This is a genomic window from Maritimimonas sp. 2304DJ26-3 (assembly GCF_056591635.1).
Genome location: NZ_JBWQOK010000002.1, coordinates 356,902 through 375,570, shown reverse-complemented (window position 1 = coordinate 375,570; position 18,669 = coordinate 356,902). Strand labels below are relative to the sequence as shown.

21 protein-coding genes are annotated in these 18,669 nt (G+C 32.9%); 16 read left to right on the top strand and 5 right to left on the bottom strand.

Translation table 11 applies throughout. The features are described from left to right. Positions 1-7 precede the first annotated feature (7 nt). The 6 genes from AC1EUV_RS06650 to AC1EUV_RS06625 are packed head-to-tail and all read left to right on the top strand — an operon-like array spanning position 8 to position 4,836. Positions 8-874, top strand: coding sequence for a DUF6438 domain-containing protein (locus tag AC1EUV_RS06650; RefSeq protein WP_480197895.1), 867 nt, complete (start codon positions 8-10; stop codon positions 872-874). 14 nt (positions 875-888) lie between these two features. Next, on the top strand, positions 889-2,109 hold the full coding sequence (locus AC1EUV_RS06645) for an Nramp family divalent metal transporter (RefSeq protein WP_480197894.1): 1,221 nt from the start codon (positions 889-891) through the stop codon (positions 2,107-2,109). Continuing rightward, positions 2,109-2,843 (top strand): 5-oxoprolinase subunit PxpA, encoded by a 735-nt coding sequence (gene pxpA / locus AC1EUV_RS06640; RefSeq protein ID WP_480197893.1) that lies wholly within the window; start codon positions 2,109-2,111, stop codon positions 2,841-2,843. Before AC1EUV_RS06645 ends, pxpA begins: the two co-directional genes overlap by 1 nt. A 1-nt stretch (position 2,844) precedes the next feature. Then, complete coding sequence (pxpB, locus tag AC1EUV_RS06635; protein ID WP_480197892.1) at positions 2,845-3,579, top strand: 5-oxoprolinase subunit PxpB; 735 nt, start codon at positions 2,845-2,847, stop codon at positions 3,577-3,579. Further along, positions 3,572-4,420 (top strand): 5-oxoprolinase subunit C family protein, encoded by an 849-nt coding sequence (locus AC1EUV_RS06630; RefSeq protein WP_480197891.1) that lies wholly within the window; start codon positions 3,572-3,574, stop codon positions 4,418-4,420. Before pxpB ends, AC1EUV_RS06630 begins: the two co-directional genes overlap by 8 nt. 2 nt (positions 4,421-4,422) lie before the next feature. Beyond that, complete coding sequence (locus tag AC1EUV_RS06625; RefSeq protein WP_480197890.1) at positions 4,423-4,836, top strand: 3D domain-containing protein; 414 nt, start codon at positions 4,423-4,425, stop codon at positions 4,834-4,836. Here the strand turns inward: AC1EUV_RS06625 and AC1EUV_RS06620 are convergent. Together AC1EUV_RS06620 and prfB are read right to left on the bottom strand one after the other, a co-directional pair. Further along, the gene (locus tag AC1EUV_RS06620) at positions 4,802-5,419 is read right to left on the bottom strand and encodes an HAD family hydrolase (protein ID WP_480197889.1); all 618 of its coding nucleotides are present in this window, start codon (positions 5,417-5,419) and stop codon (positions 4,802-4,804) included. The two genes, AC1EUV_RS06625 and AC1EUV_RS06620, sit on opposite strands and share 35 nt — an antisense overlap. Before the next feature lie 2 nt (positions 5,420-5,421). Continuing rightward, positions 5,422-6,516, bottom strand: coding sequence for a peptide chain release factor 2 (prfB, locus tag AC1EUV_RS06615; RefSeq protein WP_480197888.1), 1,095 nt, complete (start codon positions 6,514-6,516; stop codon positions 5,422-5,424). 122 nt (positions 6,517-6,638) lie between these two features. On the opposite strand from prfB, the gene AC1EUV_RS06610 reads away from it, so the two are divergent. From AC1EUV_RS06610 to AC1EUV_RS06600, 3 genes are read left to right on the top strand one after another with little or no spacing between them, the layout of a single operon-like run. Continuing rightward, entirely contained in the window at positions 6,639-9,023 is a 2,385-nt protein-coding gene (locus tag AC1EUV_RS06610; protein WP_480197887.1) for a zinc-dependent metalloprotease, read from the top strand. A 9-nt stretch (positions 9,024-9,032) separates the two neighbouring features. After that, positions 9,033-10,055: a threonine aldolase family protein gene (locus tag AC1EUV_RS06605; protein WP_480197886.1), complete on the top strand. Its 1,023-nt coding sequence runs from the start codon at positions 9,033-9,035 to the stop codon at positions 10,053-10,055. Further along, positions 10,055-10,507 carry an N-acetyltransferase family protein gene (locus tag AC1EUV_RS06600; RefSeq protein ID WP_480197885.1) on the top strand — a complete coding sequence of 151 codons (453 nt, stop codon included), beginning with the start codon at positions 10,055-10,057 and terminating at the stop codon, positions 10,505-10,507. The genes AC1EUV_RS06605 and AC1EUV_RS06600 overlap by 1 nt, the downstream gene beginning before the upstream one ends. On the opposite strand, the gene AC1EUV_RS06595 is transcribed toward AC1EUV_RS06600, so the two are convergent. Further along, complete coding sequence (locus AC1EUV_RS06595; RefSeq protein WP_480197884.1) at positions 10,508-10,999, bottom strand: hypothetical protein; 492 nt, start codon at positions 10,997-10,999, stop codon at positions 10,508-10,510. Between the two features lie 87 nt (positions 11,000-11,086). On the opposite strand from AC1EUV_RS06595, the gene AC1EUV_RS06590 reads away from it, so the two are divergent. The 4 genes from AC1EUV_RS06590 to AC1EUV_RS06575 all read left to right on the top strand — a co-directional run bounded on the left by AC1EUV_RS06590 (position 11,087) and on the right by AC1EUV_RS06575 (position 14,223). Next, positions 11,087-12,433: a M28 family peptidase gene (locus AC1EUV_RS06590; protein WP_480197883.1), complete on the top strand. Its 1,347-nt coding sequence runs from the start codon at positions 11,087-11,089 to the stop codon at positions 12,431-12,433. 116 nt (positions 12,434-12,549) lie between these two features. Further along, positions 12,550-13,197, top strand: a complete 648-nt coding sequence (gene msrA / locus AC1EUV_RS06585) for a peptide-methionine (S)-S-oxide reductase MsrA (RefSeq protein ID WP_480198288.1) — start codon at positions 12,550-12,552, stop codon at positions 13,195-13,197. A gap of 94 nt (positions 13,198-13,291) precedes the next feature. Then, positions 13,292-13,888: a GTP cyclohydrolase I FolE gene (gene folE / locus AC1EUV_RS06580; protein ID WP_480197882.1), complete on the top strand. Its 597-nt coding sequence runs from the start codon at positions 13,292-13,294 to the stop codon at positions 13,886-13,888. Positions 13,889-13,935: 47 nt separating this feature from the next. Next, the gene (locus AC1EUV_RS06575) at positions 13,936-14,223 is read left to right on the top strand and encodes a hypothetical protein (protein WP_480197881.1); all 288 of its coding nucleotides are present in this window, start codon (positions 13,936-13,938) and stop codon (positions 14,221-14,223) included. Positions 14,224-14,226: 3 nt separating this feature from the next. Here the strand turns inward: AC1EUV_RS06575 and AC1EUV_RS06570 are convergent, their stop codons facing one another. After that, entirely contained in the window at positions 14,227-14,532 is a 306-nt protein-coding gene (locus AC1EUV_RS06570) for a DUF6787 family protein (protein WP_480197880.1), read from the bottom strand. 106 nt (positions 14,533-14,638) lie between these two features. Further along, positions 14,639-15,274 carry a DUF937 domain-containing protein gene (locus AC1EUV_RS06565; protein ID WP_480197879.1) on the bottom strand — a complete coding sequence of 212 codons (636 nt, stop codon included), beginning with the start codon at positions 15,272-15,274 and terminating at the stop codon, positions 14,639-14,641. A gap of 166 nt (positions 15,275-15,440) precedes the next feature. On the opposite strand from AC1EUV_RS06565, the gene AC1EUV_RS06560 reads away from it, so the two are divergent. From AC1EUV_RS06560 to AC1EUV_RS06550, 3 genes are read left to right on the top strand one after another with little or no spacing between them, the layout of a single operon-like run. Further along, a complete protein-coding gene (locus AC1EUV_RS06560) occupies positions 15,441-16,766 on the top strand; it encodes a dicarboxylate/amino acid:cation symporter (RefSeq protein WP_480197878.1) in 1,326 nt (441 codons plus the stop codon). A 21-nt stretch (positions 16,767-16,787) separates the two neighbouring features. Then, a complete protein-coding gene (gshB, locus tag AC1EUV_RS06555; protein ID WP_480197877.1) occupies positions 16,788-17,822 on the top strand; it encodes a glutathione synthase in 1,035 nt (344 codons plus the stop codon). Positions 17,823-17,828: 6 nt separating this feature from the next. Next, positions 17,829-18,668, top strand: coding sequence for a sulfurtransferase (locus tag AC1EUV_RS06550; RefSeq protein WP_480197876.1), 840 nt, complete (start codon positions 17,829-17,831; stop codon positions 18,666-18,668). The last annotated feature ends 1 nt before the right edge of the window (position 18,669 follow it).

The window sequence follows — 18,669 nt, the reverse complement described above, 5'->3', positions numbered from 1 at the left end:
CTCTCCTATGAAACCGAGTTTAAATATTTTGGCATTGCTATTGGTTGTGATGGTTTTTGGCCAAACTTCAAAGAAAGATTCAATGCTTATTACTGGCATAGAGTGGGTCAATAAAGACTTAGATTATTTTAGATTTGAACACGATACGCTTATTTATAGCATTGCTGATAAAAAACATAAATTGTATTATGATTTTGGAAAAAAGAAATTAACTCTAAAAGAATTATATAGAGTTGGTGGAGGTGATATTAAAGAGGAAAAGTTAGAGTTTAAAATCAAACATATTGATAAAAAAAAGCTGATAATTTTCCCAATAGATGACAAGTTAGAATTAGATCAAGAAATCCATTATAAATTAGATTATGCTCCATTTTTTAAGAGAAAGAGTTTTGCTTTTTATAATAGGGAAAATGAATATGGTTATATAGATTATAAAAAAATTACATTTCATGGATCTACTTGTTTTGGTACCTGCCCGTCTTTTTCTTTAGAAATAAATAGAGGAGGAGAAGTGTTTTATCAAGGTAGAGTATATACCAAAGAGTTTACTGGTAATTTTCAAGGAATTTTAGAAAAAGATGAGCGTATTAAACTTCATAAAATATTGAATCGAAGTAAAATAGCTGAAATAAATAACAATTGGAAACAGACTTCACGACCTACAGATACTCCTAGATATAATTATATTATTGAACTTAGAAATGGTGAAATAATTGAAATTAACACGAATGATCAACATCCTATTTTAGATAAACTGTCAAATTACCTTGTAGATATTTCAGAAAAACTAAAACTTGCAAAAGCAAAAGAAAAACACTCTTTTGTAAAGCCTTCTATAAATGCTATTGAAATAGTGTCTAGAATTGAAGATTAATATATCTTTATTCTGTGTTTAAATTCTTTAAAAATATAGGCCCTGGTCCTTTAGTTGCAGCAGCTTTTATCGGTCCTGGTACAGTTACATTATGTACCTTGGCTGGTGTAAATTTTGGCTACGCTTTACTTTGGGCGATGATATTGTCAATTATTGCAACTATTATATTACAAGAAATGGCTGCAAGACTAGGTATTATTACCCAAAAGGGATTATCAGAAATTATCAGATTTGAACTTCAAAATCCAATTATTAGAACATTTTCAGTTGTTTTAATACTTTCTGCTATTGTAATTGGTAATGCCGCTTATGAAGCCGGTAATATTAGTGGAGGCGTTTTAGGCTTAGAAACAATTTTTGAAATAAAAAAAATACAGTTTGCAGGCTTGTCAATCAATCTTTTTAGTGTTTTAATAGGTATTGTAGCTTTTGTTCTATTGTATTTAGGTAATTATAAATTGCTAGAAAAATGTTTAATTGTATTAGTAATTTTAATGAGCATTGCTTTTTTAGTTACAGCAATTCTTACAAAACCAAGTTTATCAGAAATATTTAAAGGGTTTATTCCAAAGTTTCCAGATGATAGTATTTTGACTATTGTCGGATTAATTGGAACTACGGTTGTACCTTATAATTTGTTTCTACATGCTTCCCTGGTTAAAGAGAAATGGCATAATAAGAATGATTTACATTTAGCTAGAAAGGATACTGTTATAGCGGTTATACTTGGTGGGATGGTTTCTATGGCTATTATTGTATCCGCTTCAGCTATACAATCAGGAGAAGTAAATAATGCAGCAGATTTAGCAAAAGGATTAGAGCCTTTGTTCGGAAATTATGCAAAATATTTTCTAGCATTGGGGTTATTTGCTGCTGGAATTACCAGTGCAATTACAGCTCCATTAGCAGCGGCATATGTAGCTAAAGGATGTTTTGGATGGGAGAACAACCTTAAATCTAAGAAGTTTAAAGCTGTATGGATGTTTATCTTGTTTTTAGGTGTATTGTTTTCATCCACTGGTTTTAAATCTATAGAGATCATCAAATTTGCTCAAGTGGCTAATGGAGTTTTATTACCAATCATAGCAGGATTCTTACTTTGGATCATGAATAAAGAAAGTGTACTAGGCGCTTTTAAAAATACTACAAGACAGAACGTTATAGGTTTTATCATTTTAGCAATTACCATTTTTTTAGGATTAAAAAGTATTTTTAAAGTATTCAATTTATTGTGATGCATACTATAGATATTAATTGTGATGTTGGTGAAGGTTTAAATAATGAATCAGAGTTGATGCCTTATATATCATCATGTTCTATAGCTTGTGGGAGGCACGCAGGTAGTAAAAAAACTATAAGAAAAGTAGTAGATCTGGCTCTAAAATATGATGTTAAGATTGGCGCTCATCCTTCTTTTCCTGACAAAGCTAATTTTGGTCGAGTTCGACTTGAAATGTCATTAAATGAATTGCAAAAAAGTGTTGAAGAACAGATTCAATTTGTAATTGATGTTTGTAATGAAGAAGATACTCAGCTACATCATATAAAACCACATGGAGCTTTATATAATTTAACTGCGATTGATAAATCGCATGCCGAAGTAGTAATAAAAGCCGTTAAAAATTGTGCTCAAAGTGCTTTTTTATATGTACCATACAATTCGGTAATTCAAAAATTAGCTGAAAGAGATAATTTGAAAATTAAAGTTGAAGCTTTTGCAGATAGAAATTACAATCAAGATTTAACATTAGTTTCTCGAAAGTTAAAGAATGCGGTTATAATAGATAAGCAAGAATTAGTAAATCATCTATTAAAAATAATCATCAATAAAAAGGTAAAAACAGTTGATGGAGTAGAAGTAAATCTAGAGGCAGAAACATTCTGTTTTCATGGTGATAATCCTAGGGCTATAGACTTGTTAAAATTTGCTTCAAAAGAACTCAAAAAAGAAGGAATAAAAATTACCTAATTTGAGTCACTATAAACTTACATATAAACCCTTTGGAAGCAGCGCTATTTTAATAGAATGGCCGCCAGAAATTAATGAAAATACCTTAAGTGATGTCTTAAATTTCAAAAAAACAATAGAAGAAGAATATATTAAAGTTAAAATTGAAGTAATTAATGCATATAGCTCATTAACAATATTTTATTATGGCACTATAGAGAATGTTTATAGTGAGTTTTTGACTCTAAAAGAGTTATACAAAAGGCAAAGTACGAAAAAAAATCAAAATACAAATCTTTGGAAAATTCCGGTATGTTATGACGAAAATTTTGGCATTGATTTAGAAGAAATTTCAAAAAAAAATAAGCTCTCAAAAGACGAAATTATTAGATTGCATTTCAGTAGAAAGTATACTATTTTTTTTATTGGCTTTTTACCCGGATTTTTATACCTCGGCGGCTTGCGAAAACAACTCCACTTTCCACGCAAAGAAAACCCAAGAATTTTAGTTAAAAAAGGAGCTGTTGGAATAGGAGGTGCCCAAACTGGAATTTATCCTCAACAAAGTGCGGGAGGTTGGAATATTATTGGTAACTCACCTATTTCCTTTTTTGATAGAAAAAATCAGCAACCATGTTTTGCTAAAGCAGGTGATTCAGTCCGATTTATTCCAATAAGCATTGAGGAACATAAAGAGATAAGTAATTTAATTGCCTATAGACGGTATCAGATAGAAAGTGAGGTGCTACATGTTTAAAGTACTAAAGCAAGGTGCATATTCTACCATACAAGACTTGGGGCGCTATAACTTTAGGGAATATGGAGTTCCGATTTCTGGTGTAATGGATCAATATTCTGCAAAATTGGCAAATCTATTAATTGGAAATAGTGTAAATGATGCAGTTGTTGAGGTAACTTTTAATGGAGAATTTCTATTTACAAGAGAAACTATCCTTTGTGTTTCTGGTGCTGACCTTAATGCAACAATTAACAATCAAGCTTTCCAAACTAATCATCCTGTTAAAGTAAAAGAAAGCGGTATATTAAAGTTTAATAATCCTAATTATGGAATTAGAGCTTATATTGCCGTTAAAGGTGGTTTTTTGAATAAACAAGTACTTGGTAGTAGAAGCTTTTTTAAGGAAATTACTATGAAATACGTCTTGCAGAAAGAAGATGAGGTTTTTTATGAATCATATGTTGGTAAAGATAGCCTCTCTTTCTCGCATGTTAAGGTTAGTATTGGTCATTTTGATAATCAAATTATTGAAGTGTTTAAAGGTCCAGAATATGAGTTACTAAATACTAAACAAAAAGACGTTTTAGAACAAACTGACTTTACTGTTTCTAACGAAAATAGTAGGATGGGTTATAAATTAGTGGAAATATTGGAAAATAAGCTAGATTCAATGCTTACTTCTTCAGTAATGCCAGGAACGGTACAACTTACCCCGTCGGGAACTCTAATCATTTTAATGCGTGATTGTGGTGTTACAGGAGGCTACTCTAGAATTTTACAGTTAACTGAAGAATCAATCAACAGACTAGCTCAAAAGACCACAAATGACATTATTAAGTTTAAATTGGTAGATTTATAAACATGAGAGCTTCTATTTTAATAGTATTATTATTAATCTTTTCCTGTAAAAAGAAAGACCCTTACATCTGGAAAGAACTAGAAGTTAAAGCTACTGCTTATAATTCTACTAGGGCACAAACTTCTGGTAATCCTAGTATTGCTGCTTGGGGTGATACCTTAAAACCTGGAATGAAATGTATTGCAGTTTCTCGTGATTTGATTCGATTAGGGTTAAAGCATAATACACCTATTAAAATTGAAGGATTGGATAGTATTTATTTGGTGAAAGATAAAATGCATCGCCGTAAGCGTAACCAAATAGATATCTATATGGGCAAAGACATTAAAAAAGCTAAAGAGTGGGGTGTAGTAAAAAACCTAAAAATTCAATACGGAATTCTTAAAAATGAACTCCCAAGTGATTCAATTCGTTAGTTAACTGCTGGCTGTTTTTAAATTGAATTGCATGTATACCAAGTACTCTAGCTGCTTCTACGTTTTTTAGATTGTCATCTATAAAAACACAGTTTTCGGCTGTTAAATTATAGCGTTCTAAAATAATATCATAAATATCTCTAAACGGTTTTCTGGTTTTTTCAGTTCCAGAAACCACAATACCTTTAAACCATCGTAAAAACTCATAACGCTCTAACGCTACGGGAAACGTTTCAGCACTCCAATTTGTTAAAGCATATAAGTTATAATTATTAGTTTCTTTTAGTTTTGTAAGTATTTCAACACCTTCTTTAATGGGTCCACCAAGCATTTCATGCCATCGCTCATAATACGTTCTAATTAAGGCTTCATGTTTTGGGTATTCTTCAACCAGTACTTTATTACCATCTTCAATAAGTCTACCAGCATCATGTTCTTCATTCCACTCATGAGTGCAGATGTTGTTTAAAAACCAATCGACTTTAGTTTCATCTCCATTAAAAACTTGACGATATACATATTTTGGGTTCCAGTCAATAAGAACACCTCCAAGGTCGTAAATGATTGTGTTAATTTTAGTCATATTTAATCTTGTTTCTGCCCATTTGCCATCAAAAAGGCTTTTAAAAAAGCATCAATATTGCCATCCATAACAGCATCTACATTGCCAGTTTCTTCAGCCGTACGTATATCTTTTACTAATTTATATGGGTGCATTACATAGTTACGTATCTGACTTCCCCATTCATTTTTCATTTTATTGGCTTCTATATTGGCTCTAGCTTCTTGTCGTTTCTCTAATTCTATTTGATACAATTGAGATTTAAGCATCTGTAAGGCTGTTGCTCTATTATCGTGCTGTGAACGTGAATTAGAACATGAAATTTGAATCCCCGTAGGTTTATGAGTTAATTGAACTTTAGTTTCTACCTTATTCACATTTTGCCCGCCTGCTCCACTAGAACGCGCGGTAGTTATCTCAATATCAGCAGGATTGATGTCAATTTCAATCGTATCATCAGCTACCGGGTATACATATACCGAAGCAAAAGAAGTATGGCGTTTGGCATTACTATCAAATGGTGAAATACGAACCAATCTGTGTACACCATTTTCACTTTTTAACCATCCAAATGCATAGTCGCCATCAAATTGTAATGAAACTGTTTTTATTCCTGCTACATCACCTTCTTGATAATTCAATTCTTTGATTTTCATGCCATGCTTTTCTCCCCACATCATATACATCCGCATTAGCATAGATGCCCAATCGCAACTTTCAGTACCTCCAGCACCAGCAGTAATTTGTAAAACTGCATTTAGATCATCACCTTCTTCAGAAAGCATATTCTTAAATTCCATTTCTTCCAAAAAAGAATTAGATTTATGAAATACTTCCATAATTTCTTCTTCACTCGCTTCACCATCCTTATAGAAATCATATAAAATTTGAAGTTCTTCGCTATCAGTCTTAGCAGTATTATAATCTTCTATCCACTTTTTCTTAAAACGAAGTGAACGCATTAATTTTTCGGCTTCCTTTGGGTCATTCCAAAAGTTGGGATCTGCAGATTTTTCCTCTTCATTAGAAATCTCGATAAGCTTTTGATCAATATTCAAATAACCTTTCAGCTTTTCAACACGTTCGTTAATATCCTTAATTTGGTCTTGTGTAATCATAGTCGTCAGCAAAAATAAACTTTTACTACGCAACTAAAAACTTGCGGCCTATTATGTTTCTAGATTTCTCATTACTTTAGCATGGCAATCTTAAAAATAGATTTCTTTTAAATTTTACTGCAATGAAACAACTAACTTTCTTCCTTTTATTATTCATTTCAATTTCTACATCTTTTGCTCAGTTTTTTGATAGTCAGAAAAATATAGATGAGTATAAAGGCTACTTTAATTTTTATTATGATGACGATACAGATAAGGTTTACTTGGTTATTGATAAGTTAGGTACAGAATTTTTATATGTGCATTCGTTGTCTGAAGGATTAGGTTCTAATGATATAGGATTAGACAGGGGACAACTTGGTGGTGAAAAGGTTGTTTTTTTTAAAAAAGCTGGAAACAAACTCTTATTAATAGAACCGAATCAAAACTATAGAGCAATAACAGATAATAAAGAAGAAAAGCAATCTGTAAAAGAGGCGTTTGCTAAGTCTGTGCTTTGGGGTTTTAAGATTGACAAAGAAAAGAATGGTAAATATTTAGTAGATGCTACAGACTTTTTTATGCGTGATGCACATGGAGTTGTAAATAGACTGGCTTCAAATAAGCAAGGAAATTATAAATTAGACAAATCTAGAAGTGCTTTTAACTTAGAGCGCACAAAGGCATTCCCGAAAAATGTAGAGTTTGATTTATTATTAACCTTTACAGGGAAACCAAATGGAAATAATATTAGAAGTGTTGCGCCAGATGCAACAGCTGTTACATCTCACCAGCATCATTCGTTTGTTGAATTGCCAGATAACAAGTATAAGCCTAGAGTTTATGATCCGCGTTGCGGTTCTTGGCAAATGACCTATATGGATTATGCTACACCTGTGGATCAACCTATTGTAAAAAGATATATATACCGCCATAGATTAGAAAAGAAAGATCCTACGGCCGCTATTAGTGAAGCTAAAGAACCCATTATTTATTATTTAGATAGAGGAACCCCAGAACCAGTTCGTTCTGCTTTATTGGATGGAGGACGTTGGTGGAATCAGGCTTTTGAAGCAGCCGGTTATAAAGATGCTTTTCAGGTAAAGATGTTGCCAGAAGGAGCTGATCCTCTAGATGTAAGATATAATATGATTCAGTGGGTACATCGATCAACTCGTGGTTGGAGTTATGGTGGAAGTATTTCGGATCCCCGAACAGGAGAGATTATAAAAGGGCATGTTAGTTTAGGTAGTTTACGTATTCGTCAAGATTTTTTAATTGCTCAGGCTTTACAAGCGCCATATAAATTTAATGATACTGATGACAAGTTTGCGTTAGAAATGGCAATTGCTAGAATTCGTCAGCTTTCTGCACATGAAATAGGCCACACTTTAGGATTTGCACATAATTTTGCAGCGAGCACCAATAATAGAAGCTCAGTGATGGATTATCCGCACCCTCAACTGTCATTAAAAGATGAGAAAATAGATTTTTCAAATGCTTATGATGATAAAATAGGTGAATGGGATAAAGTAACTGTTGCTTATGCATACCAAGATTTTACCAATAATGAAGAATCGCAACTAGAGAAGATTTTAAATGATGCTTTTGCAAAAGGATTACGTTTTATTACCGATGCAGATGCAAGGTCAAAAGGAAGTGCACATGCATATGCACATCTATGGGATAACGGAACATCAGCTTCAGATGAATTGGAAAATGTCTTGGCTATTAGAAAGCATGCAATAGATAACTTTTCTACAGATAATATTAGAAGTAAGACGCCATATTCAGTTTTAGAAGATGTATTTGTACCACTGTACTTTTTTCATAGATATCAAACCGATGCGGCTTCTAAATTAATTGGAGGTTTAGATTATACGTATGCTATAAAAGGTCAAAATGAGCTAATTGTAAAAAGAGTTGATGGTGAAACAGAAAGAAAAGCTTTAAAGGCTTTGTTAAAAACCATAGATGTTGATGAAATAGCTATACCAAAACAATTATTAGAACTATTTCCTCCAAGAGCATATGGGTATTGGAGAACGCGAGAAAGCTTTAAATCTAAAGTTGGAGTTGCATTTGATCCTTACGGAGCGGTACAAACCGCTAGTCAATTTACACTAGGTTTTTTATTACACCCAGATAGAGCCAATAGATTAGTACAGCATAAAAGTTTAGATAATTCTCAATTGGGTTTATCAGAAGTTTTAGAAGAGTTGGTAAAAGTTTCTTTCGATAAAAATTACAAAGATTCGTATCATCAAGCGTTACAAGAAATTATCAAATCAGAGGTTTTAAACGCTATGTTTGTGTTGGTAACTAATAAGAATTTATACCCTCAAGCTAAAGCGATTATTAATGGTAAGATTGACAATTTGAGTCAGAAATTAAGTAGAAATACGAAAGCGAGCTCATTGGACAAAGAATACATAAAAATGATTTCTGATTTTAAGAAAAAACCATCAGCTTATAAAAGCAAAGTCGCTCCTAAAATTCCTGATGGTTCTCCAATTGGAATGGAATAATTATTTAATATGGTTATAAATTTAATTAGCGACACAGTAACTAAGCCTACAGAAGGAATGCTAAATGCCATGATGAATACTGAGGTGGGCGACGATGTATTTGGTGCAGACCCTACTGTAAATGCTTTGCAGACAAAAGCTGCAGAACTATTTGGTATGGAAGAAGCTTTGTTTTTTCCTTCAGGTACTATGGCTAATCAAGCTGCTATAAAATTGCACACAAACCCTGGTGATCAAATGATTTGTGATAAATGGGCTCATGTGTATAATTATGAAGGTGGTGGCGCCGCTTTTAATTCTAGTGTTTCATGTAAATTGTTAGCTGGTGATCGAGGTATGTTTACCGCAAAACAGGTAAAAGAAAATATTAGTAATCCTGATGATATTCATGCTTCTCTAACTTCATTAGTAGCTGTTGAAAATACGACTAACAAAGGTGGTGGCGCTTGTTGGAATTTTAGTGAGCTCAAAAATATTAGAAGCATTTGCGACACTAATAATTTAGCTTATCATCTTGATGGTGCTCGCTTATTTAATGCGCTTGTTGTAAAGAATGAATCACCAAAGCAATATGGAGAATTATTTGATACTATTTCTATTTGTCTGTCTAAAGGGTTAGGGTGCCCTGTGGGCTCACTCTTGTTAGGAACTAAAGAGCAAATAAATAAAACACTTCGAATTAGAAAACTATTTGGCGGAGGTATGCGTCAAGCGGGTTATTTAGCTGCCGCAGGTATTTACGCGTTAGAAAATAATATAAAGCGATTAGCCGACGACCACAAAAAAGCTAAAGAAATAGCTGAAGTTTTATCATCATTTTCTTATATAAAAAAGGTAGAACCTGTTGAAACCAATATTATCATTTTTAATATTCAGGATGATATTGATGAACAAGAATTTGTGCAAAAACTAAAAGACAAAGGAATCTTAATTGTTGGTATGGGGCAAGGTAAGTTACGTATCGTTACACATCTTGACTTTACAGATGTGATGCTTGAAAAGTTAATAAAAGAGCTTAAAGAATTGTATTAATGATTATAAGAGAAGCATCAAAAGAAGATGTTCTACATATTGTTAAGATGATAGCCCAAGATAAGTTGGGTCAACTACGCGAAGATTATAAAGAGCCACTTCCCGAAAAATACTATAAAGCTTTTGAAAATATAGATGTAGATGAAAATCAAGAGCTCGTGGTAGTTGAAAATAATCAACACGAAGTAGTTGGTACCTTGCAGTTAAGTTTTATTCAATATTTAACTTATAAAGGAGGTATTCGTGCACAAATAGAAGCAGTTAGAGTTAGAGAAGATCAACGTGGTAAAGGATTAGGAGAAGAGTTATTTAAATGGGCGATAAACAGAGCAAAAGAAAAAGGTGCTCATTTGATTCAATTAACTACAGATAAAAAAAGACCTAAAGCTCTAAGGTTTTATGAAAAGCTTGGTTTTAAAGGTTCTCATGAAGGAATGAAATTACACTTTTGATTAAAAATACACTCTAATAATTGGCGACCACGCGGAAGCAAATACACTTTTATCATCATTGTATAGTGTATCATACCGTATTCCAAAAGCTGCCCATCCTGTTCTATATGCGACACCCAAATAAAGCGTTGGTATGTCAATATTCACATCTTCAAATCCTACCAATTTTTGATTAACAAAGAGTTGCTCGAACTCAGCCGATAATTGCAAAAATTCAGAAGGGTTGTACAGTGTAACAACTCCAATTCCAAATACGTTAGATTTTAAATCAAAGTTTTTATTGTAGAGGTAACTCAAAGTTGGACCAACAGCAAATTGATCATTAAACCCAAAAATAGCGCTTGGAGATATAGCAATAGTAGTTTGATTAGAACCAAAAGCTAGACCAAAACCACCACCAAAGCGAACATTATCCCAAAATTTGGGTTGATCGTCATCTTGTGCAAAGCCGACAAACGAAATAAAAAGAGCAATTAGCAGAACTTTTTTCATAATGAATTGATGTTTAATACGTCTAAGATAATTATTCTTTTAAATAATAGTAATTTTACTAAATCCTAACTAAATAAAATTTAAAATATGAGATTTAAATTATCCATTTTAACTTTTCTTATTTCAATATTTTCTTTTTCTCAAAGTGATGTCTCAAAAATATTATCTGAAATAGCAACTGCACCCTCCGCAGAGCGAATAGAAAAACACATCAGAAAATTGGCAAATTTTGGTACTCGACATACCTTATCGGATACTGTTTCAACAACTCGTGGTATTGGTGCAGCCCGTAGATGGATTAAATCTGAATTTGATGTTATTTCTAAAGCATGCAATAATTGTTTAGAAGTAAGTTATCAACGAAATTTAGTTCCAAAAAATGATCGAAGAATAGTAAAAGATGTAGAAGTGGTTAATGTATTGGCAATTCAGCGAGGCACAAAATATCCGAATCGCTATGTGATTATGTCGGGTGATATTGATTCGAGAGTTTCCGATCCTAACAATTATATTTCAGATTCACCTGGTGCCAATGACAATGCGTCTGGTATGGCTGGGACTATTGAAGCAGCTAGAGTTTTAAGTAAATATAAATTTCCTGTTTCAATTATTTATGCTGGTCTTTCTGGAGAAGAGCAAGGATTATACGGAGGTCAACATATGGCTAAAGTTGCTAAAGAACAAGGATGGGATATTATTGGCATTTTGAACAATGATATGATTGGTAATATAAAAGGAATTGATGGAGTAGTAGATAATAGTAGTTTTAGAGTATTTTCTGAAGCCATTTCTATGGAAATGTCCGATCAACAAAAAAATAGAATGCGATATTATGGTGGTGAAATTGATGGACCATCAAGACAATTAGCTAGATATATTGACAAATTAACTGATAACTATATGACCAACCTAGATGCAATTATGATCTATCGCTTAGATCGTTTTGGTAGAGGAGGGCACCATCGACCATTTAATGATCAAGGATTTACAGGCGTTCGTATTATGGAAACACATGAAAATTACAATGAACAGCATCAAGATTTAAGAACAGAAAACGGGATTAAATATGGTGATGTGATCGAATCTGTAAATTTTGATTATGCAGCAAAACTTACTGCGGTAAATGCCTTAACATTAGCATCTTTAGCTTCGGCTCCAGTGGAACCTAAAAATGTAAGCATTGGTGGAGCTGTACGACCATCTACTAGACTAAAATGGGATGCTGTTAATGATGATGATTTAATTGGTTATAAAGTCTACTGGCGAGACACTACTTCGCCTCAATGGCAGTATAGTAGGTTTGTAGGTAAAGTAACCGATTACACTTTAGAGAATATTGTAATTGATAATTATCTTTTTGGGGTAGCTTCAGTAGGGAAAAATGGTGCAGAAAGCTTAATCCAGTTTCCACGAAAGTTAATTCCAAGAAATTAACATTTTAACATATAATTGAGCTTAAATCTTAAATAGTGTTAAATTTTAAATTTAGGTGTAATTATTTCATAACTTAATCGTCATATAGGTAAAGAATGAAAATTGATTGAGATTTGATTAAAAAAAGTGTCGTTTTCGTTTTTATTTTATCCTTTTTATCATGTAATTTATCAGCTAAAGAAAAAAAGGAAATTAAGGAAATAAGAATGGAACCTATAGAACAGAAAAATTTAGAATTGGCAACTTTCGGTAACGGATGTTTTTGGTGTACCGAAGCCATTTTTGAACAATTAGAAGGAGTTAAAAAAGTTGAATCGGGTTATGCAGGCGGTACTGTAAAGAATCCAACATATAAAGCAGTTTGTACGGGTAATACTGGTCATGCAGAAGTTATTAGGTTGACATATGATCCGAAAGTTATTAGTTACCGTGAGTTATTAGATGTATTTTTTAATACGCATGATCCTACAACTTTGAATAGACAAGGAGCAGATGTTGGCACACAATACAGATCGGCTATTTTCTATCATAATGATGTGCAAAAAGCTGAAGCTGAGAAGATAATAGCCGATTTGACAAAAGAAAGAGTATTTGATGATAAAATTGTTACTGAGATAACATCCATTAATAATTATTATGTAGCAGAAAATTATCATCAAGATTATTATAATAACAACAAGAACCAAGGATATTGTCGTGCAGTGATAAATCCTAAATTAGAAAAGTTCGTAAAGAAATATAAAAGTAAGCTGAAGAAGCAATAAAATTTGGTTGATTTTTGGTTTTGAAGGTTTGTCGGAATTCATTTTTTGGCAAACCTTCTTTCTTTTTATATCTTTAAATAATTAAAATAGAAAAATGCCTTACAGAAAGTTCGAAGAGTATAATATTGATGTAACTGATGATATTAAAGATAAATATCAATCGATAATTGATAGTATTGGAGAAGATACTAATCGTGATGGTTTACTAAAAACCCCTGAACGAGCTTCAAAAGCCATGCAATATTTAACATCTGGTTATGAAATGGATGCTGAAGAAATCTTAAAATCTGCTTTATTTGACGAAGATTATTCTGAAATGGTTATTGTTAAAGATATTGAATTATATTCTCTTTGCGAGCACCATATACTACCATTTTTTGGTAAAGCTCATATAGCCTATATACCGAATGGTAAGATTGTTGGGCTAAGTAAACTTCCACGTGTTGTTGATGTTTTTGCTAGACGATTGCAAGTTCAAGAAAGATTGACTGATCAAATTGTTAATTCTATTAATAACGTGTTACAACCTCAAGGCGTGGCGGTAGTTATAGAGGCTAGCCATATGTGTATGATGATGCGAGGTGTACAAAAGCAGAATTCGGTAACAACAACATCAGCATTTAGAGGTGCTTTTAAAAATATGGAAACTCGCACAGAGTTCTTAAAATTGATAAGCTCAGATCTGTCTTAAAGTTGGCACTTTTATTGCTGTGGTATGTTTGAATTAATCAAAAAACTATGACAGAAAATAAATACAAAAAATTAGCTATTGGTCTAGTACTAGATGCTTTTGGATATGCATCGTTTGCATTTCCATTTTTAGATATTGTTTGGGCGCCACTTTCAGCCTATTTTATGACAAAACTTTACGAAGGTAGAAAAGGTAAAATAGCAGCGGCTATTACTTTTATAGAAGAAGCAATGCCCTTTTTAGATGTAATACCAACATTTACTTTAATGTGGTTGTATACCTATGTTTTTGAAAATAAAAAGGAAACAATTGTCGAGGTAGAAGCTCAAGCTTAATAATTATTTTTTAAATAAAAATCCCAACCCTAATCGGGTTAGGAATTTTTTTTCAAAATTCCAGAAAAACTTAAATTGACCAAATAGCCACCCAACAATGGGTAAGGTTATTTGGTAAATAGGGAAAATCAGCAAAAAGCGAATGGTATAATATAACCATGGAGAAAATGCTTCTTTTGAGATGCCAAGAAATTCGGTAACCGGTTTTGCTACCCAAGCGGAAAACGAACCATTAATAGCAAAAACCAATAGAATAGCTACTATTGCCCAATTACTTTCTATACCCCAGCGTTCTTTTAATTTTTCCATCTAAAAAATTTCTGCGACAAAAGTACAATTAGATTTTTTTGTAAAAAAGTTAAGAAATAAAAAAGGTTGAGCGACGCTCAACCTTTTAACTTTTATGCAATCATTGTTATTTCTTTCCAAACAATCCTCCCAATAATCCACCAAGACCGCTACTTTTCTTAGATCCACCTAAAACCATTCCGGCTACATCATCTAAAACACTACCATCACCGTCAGCATCTAGAATTTTTTCTAAGAAACTTTGTTCTTGCTGAGAAGAATTTCCACCAAGCATTCCACCTAATAAGCCACCCAAATCATTAGGTTGTCTTACATTTTGCTGTTTTGTTTGTTTACCTAGAACTCCCATTAAAATTGGAGCAGCTACTTTTAAAATATTCGCCACAGAACCCGCGTCTATACCGGCTTTTTGACCAATTACTTGTTCAACACCACTCTGTCTGTTACCTAAAATATGTCCTAGTATTTTACCACCATCATTAGTAACTTCTTGATTTACACCTCCTTTAAAAAGGTCACCAAGATTATCTAAGATACCGCCGTCATGTTTTCCTAAAGCTCCTAATAATCCTTCAGCCCCTTGAGGTGTAGAAGCATTACGTTGCATTGCTTTCATTAAAACTGGTAGTGCCATTGTAAGCACACTACTTGTTTTGTTGGTGTCTTGTCCAGTTGAGCCAGCTACACCAGAGATAATTGTTTTCCCTAAATCACTATTTAGAAGGTCTAAAATTCCTGCCATTTTGTTTGTTGTTTATTTTGATTAATACTTATTCACAAGATACGATATTTACTCATATATCTATTATTTTGACCACCAAATCTTAGATAAGTCACATCAATTAGAAAATAGTGATTTTATATTGTCAGATATTTTCTATCTTTCAACTTCAATTTAAACTACTCAAATGAAAAAACTAGCCCTGCACTGGCAAATTCTTATCGGAATGTTAGCCGGACTTTTATTCGGATTTTTAATGACCCAAATTTCTTGGGGTAAAGAATTCGTTTTAGATTGGATAAAACCTATAGGATCAATTTTTGTTAAACTGCTAAAATTGATTGCTATACCTTTAATATTAGCTTCTCTTGTTAAAGGAATATCAGATTTAAAAGATATTTCTAAGTTTAGAAATATTGGCTTAAGAACTATTGGGATTTATATGATTACTACGGTAGTTGCAATTACTATTGGGTTAGCATTAGTAAATATTATGGAGCCAGGAGATGGTATCTCAGAAGAGACAATTACCAAATTAACAGATACTTATGCCAATGATAGTAGTGTACAAGGTAAAATTGCTGAAGCGACCAAGCAAAAGAATAGTGGTCCGCTACAATTTTTAGAAGATATGGTTCCAGATAATGCTATGGCTGCGATGAGTAATAATAAGTTGATGCTACAAGTCATTTTCTTTACTATCTTTTTAGGAATTTCGATGCTATTAATAGGCGAGAAAAGAGCAAAACCATTAAAAGATTTCTTCGATGCTTTAAACGATGTAGTATTGAAAATGGTAGATCTTATTATGTTATCTGCGCCAGTAGCTGTATTTGCTTTATTAGCTAATGTTGTGGTTTCATCGGGTGATTCAGATATTCTACTAGCTCTACTAAAATATGCAGGCGTTGTGCTATTAGGTTTATTAATTATGGTTACGTTTTATAGTTTCTTAGTTGCATCCTTTACAAAGAAAAACCCATTTTGGTTTTTAAAACAAATTAGCCCCGCGCAATTATTGGCTTTTTCTACAAGTAGTAGTGCTGCTACTTTACCCGTTACAATGGAAAGAGTAGAAGAGCATATCGGTGTAGATAAAGAAGTATCTAGCTTTGTATTACCTGTTGGGGCTACTATTAATATGGACGGAACAAGCTTATACCAAGCCGTAGCTGCTGTTTTTATTTTTCAAGCTTTAGGTTTGGACCTAACTTTTGGTGATCAAATAACAATCGTTTTAACTGCTTTATTAGCTTCCATCGGAAGTGCTGCAGTACCTGGAGCTGGTATGGTAATGCTAGTTATAGTGTTAGAATCTGTTGGACTTCCACCCGAATTATTACCAATAGGTTTAGCATTAATCTTTGCAGTTGATAGACCTTTAGATATGTGTAGAACTGTGGTTAATGTAACTGGTGATGCTACTGTTTCTATGGTTGTAGCCAAATCTGTTGGTAAATTAGGTGAACCAAAACCTAAAGAGTGGGATGATCATTATGATGAAGTAAAATAATATAAATTAACTGAACTAACTATGAATGTTTGTTTTTTAATGTATCCATGGGAGAGTATTCAATCTCCTGAAAACGACACATCGTTGGCATTAATTCACGAATGTGTTAAAAGAGGTCACGGTGTAGCATTATGTGCTCCTGCAAACTTAACAATTAGAAACAGCGTGACTTGTGCCTTTGTTACTATAATTGAAAGAATGGATAAGGTGCCTGGTTCACTAAAATCCTTTCATAAGAATGCTACGACGCGTGAAGAGATGCTTCCTTTGGCAGGATTTGATGTCATCTTTATGCGTGCTGAACCGCCATTAGATCCTTTAATGTTGAATTTTCTCGATTCAGTAAAAGATGATGTGTTTATTGTCAACTCTGTTCGAGGAATGCGCGAAGCGAATAATAAATTATATACTGCGGTATTTGAAGATCCAGATAATGAAATTATTCCTGTAACGCATGTTTCAAAGAATAAAGATTATCTGATTAAAATGATTGAAGAATCTTCTTCAGATAAGATGATTTTAAAACCTTTAAATGGTTTTGGAGGATCTGGTGTTATTCTTATAGAAAAAGCTGCGATGGGCAATATAAATTCATTGCTAGATTTCTATATAAGTAAGAGTGAAGGTGGCTCAGATTACGTGATATTACAAGAATATATAGAAGGTGCAGATCAAGGAGACGTTCGAGTATTACTTTTAAATGGAGTGCCAATTGGAGCTATGAGACGTATTCCAGGTGATAAAGATCATCGATCAAATGTGTCTGCTGGCGGAACCGTTGCTAAACACAAGTTAACTACTCAAGAAAAATTATTGTGTAAAAAGATCGGTCCAAAATTAGTAAAAGATGGGCTGTATTTTGTTGGAATAGACGTTATAGGTGGTAAACTTGTTGAAGTTAATGTGATGAGCCCTGGAGGAATAACATATATTAATAAAGTATATAAAGTAAAGCTTCAAGAAAAAGTTATTGACTTTTTAGAAAGTAAAGTTTTAGAAAGAAATGCTGCTTTTAATCGTAAAACAGATCTCCGAAAGATAGTTGATGAAGCTTAATGTGCTATGGACGGATTTAACCCTCCTTTAGTTTCTGTAGGATGGCTTTCTAAAAATTTTGAAAAGCCTAATTTGGTTATTTTAAATGCTACTATTCCTAAAGTTACTTCAGCTGAAACTAGAGTTGTTAATCAGAAGCAAATTAAAGGTGCTCGTTTTTTTGATATAAAGAATACTTTTAGTGATGTCGAATCTAACTTACCAAATACTTTTCCATCTGAACAGCAATTTGAAATTGAAACTGAAAAATTAGGAATAAATGATGATAGCTTTATAGTAGTTTATGATGATTATGGGGTTTATTCGAGCCCTCGAGCCTGGTGGCTTTTTAAATCTTTTGGTCATAAAAATGTAGCTGTACTAAACGGAGGTTTGCCTCTTTGGAAGAAAAAAGATCTACCATTAGAAATGTCAAAAGTATATAGTGGTGTAAAAGGAAATTTTAAAGCTATTTACCAGAATAACTCAATAAAGGATTACAAAGAAGTACTTTCCTTAATAGATTCTAAGAGCATAAAGATTTTGGATGCTCGTTCACAAGATCGCTTTAACGGAAGCACGCTTGAGCCCAGAGAAGGTTTACTAAGTGGTCATATACCAAGTTCAGAAAATTTGCCTTATGGTCATCTCCTTAATGAAGGAGAACTTATCACAAGAGAAAATTTAGTCAATAAGTTTAAAGACTATCAAGATAAAGAGCTTGTGTTTTCTTGTGGCTCTGGTATTACTGCATGTATTTTGGCTTTGGGTGCGGATTTAGCTGGGCATAAAAAGATATCTGTCTATGATGGTTCTTGGACTGAATGGGGAAGTAAGCACAAATTACCAATTGAAACAAATAACTAAA

What these genes read in the sequence shown, in the direction of transcription:
- prfB (WP_480197888.1), bottom strand. Translation starts at nt 6,516, where the DNA reads ATGATTACACAAGACCAAATTAAGGATATTAACGAACGTGTTGAAAAG.
- AC1EUV_RS06570 (WP_480197880.1), bottom strand. Translation starts at nt 14,532, where the DNA reads ATGGAAAAATTAAAAGAACGCTGGGGTATAGAAAGTAATTGGGCAATA.
- folE (WP_480197882.1), top strand. Translation starts at nt 13,292, where the DNA reads ATGCCTTACAGAAAGTTCGAAGAGTATAATATTGATGTAACTGATGAT.
- AC1EUV_RS06620 (WP_480197889.1), bottom strand. Translation starts at nt 5,419, where the DNA reads ATGACTAAAATTAACACAATCATTTACGACCTTGGAGGTGTTCTTATT.
- AC1EUV_RS06575 (WP_480197881.1), top strand. Translation starts at nt 13,936, where the DNA reads ATGACAGAAAATAAATACAAAAAATTAGCTATTGGTCTAGTACTAGAT.
- AC1EUV_RS06550 (WP_480197876.1), top strand. Translation starts at nt 17,829, where the DNA reads ATGGACGGATTTAACCCTCCTTTAGTTTCTGTAGGATGGCTTTCTAAA.
- AC1EUV_RS06560 (WP_480197878.1), top strand. Translation starts at nt 15,441, where the DNA reads ATGAAAAAACTAGCCCTGCACTGGCAAATTCTTATCGGAATGTTAGCC.
- AC1EUV_RS06605 (WP_480197886.1), top strand. Translation starts at nt 9,033, where the DNA reads ATGGTTATAAATTTAATTAGCGACACAGTAACTAAGCCTACAGAAGGA.
- AC1EUV_RS06600 (WP_480197885.1), top strand. Translation starts at nt 10,055, where the DNA reads ATGATTATAAGAGAAGCATCAAAAGAAGATGTTCTACATATTGTTAAG.
- pxpA (WP_480197893.1), top strand. Translation starts at nt 2,109, where the DNA reads ATGCATACTATAGATATTAATTGTGATGTTGGTGAAGGTTTAAATAAT.
- AC1EUV_RS06565 (WP_480197879.1), bottom strand. Translation starts at nt 15,274, where the DNA reads ATGGCAGGAATTTTAGACCTTCTAAATAGTGATTTAGGGAAAACAATT.
- AC1EUV_RS06625 (WP_480197890.1), top strand. Translation starts at nt 4,423, where the DNA reads ATGAGAGCTTCTATTTTAATAGTATTATTATTAATCTTTTCCTGTAAA.
- AC1EUV_RS06650 (WP_480197895.1), top strand. Translation starts at nt 8, where the DNA reads ATGAAACCGAGTTTAAATATTTTGGCATTGCTATTGGTTGTGATGGTT.
- AC1EUV_RS06630 (WP_480197891.1), top strand. Translation starts at nt 3,572, where the DNA reads ATGTTTAAAGTACTAAAGCAAGGTGCATATTCTACCATACAAGACTTG.
- AC1EUV_RS06610 (WP_480197887.1), top strand. Translation starts at nt 6,639, where the DNA reads ATGAAACAACTAACTTTCTTCCTTTTATTATTCATTTCAATTTCTACA.
- AC1EUV_RS06595 (WP_480197884.1), bottom strand. Translation starts at nt 10,999, where the DNA reads ATGAAAAAAGTTCTGCTAATTGCTCTTTTTATTTCGTTTGTCGGCTTT.
- AC1EUV_RS06590 (WP_480197883.1), top strand. Translation starts at nt 11,087, where the DNA reads ATGAGATTTAAATTATCCATTTTAACTTTTCTTATTTCAATATTTTCT.
- gshB (WP_480197877.1), top strand. Translation starts at nt 16,788, where the DNA reads ATGAATGTTTGTTTTTTAATGTATCCATGGGAGAGTATTCAATCTCCT.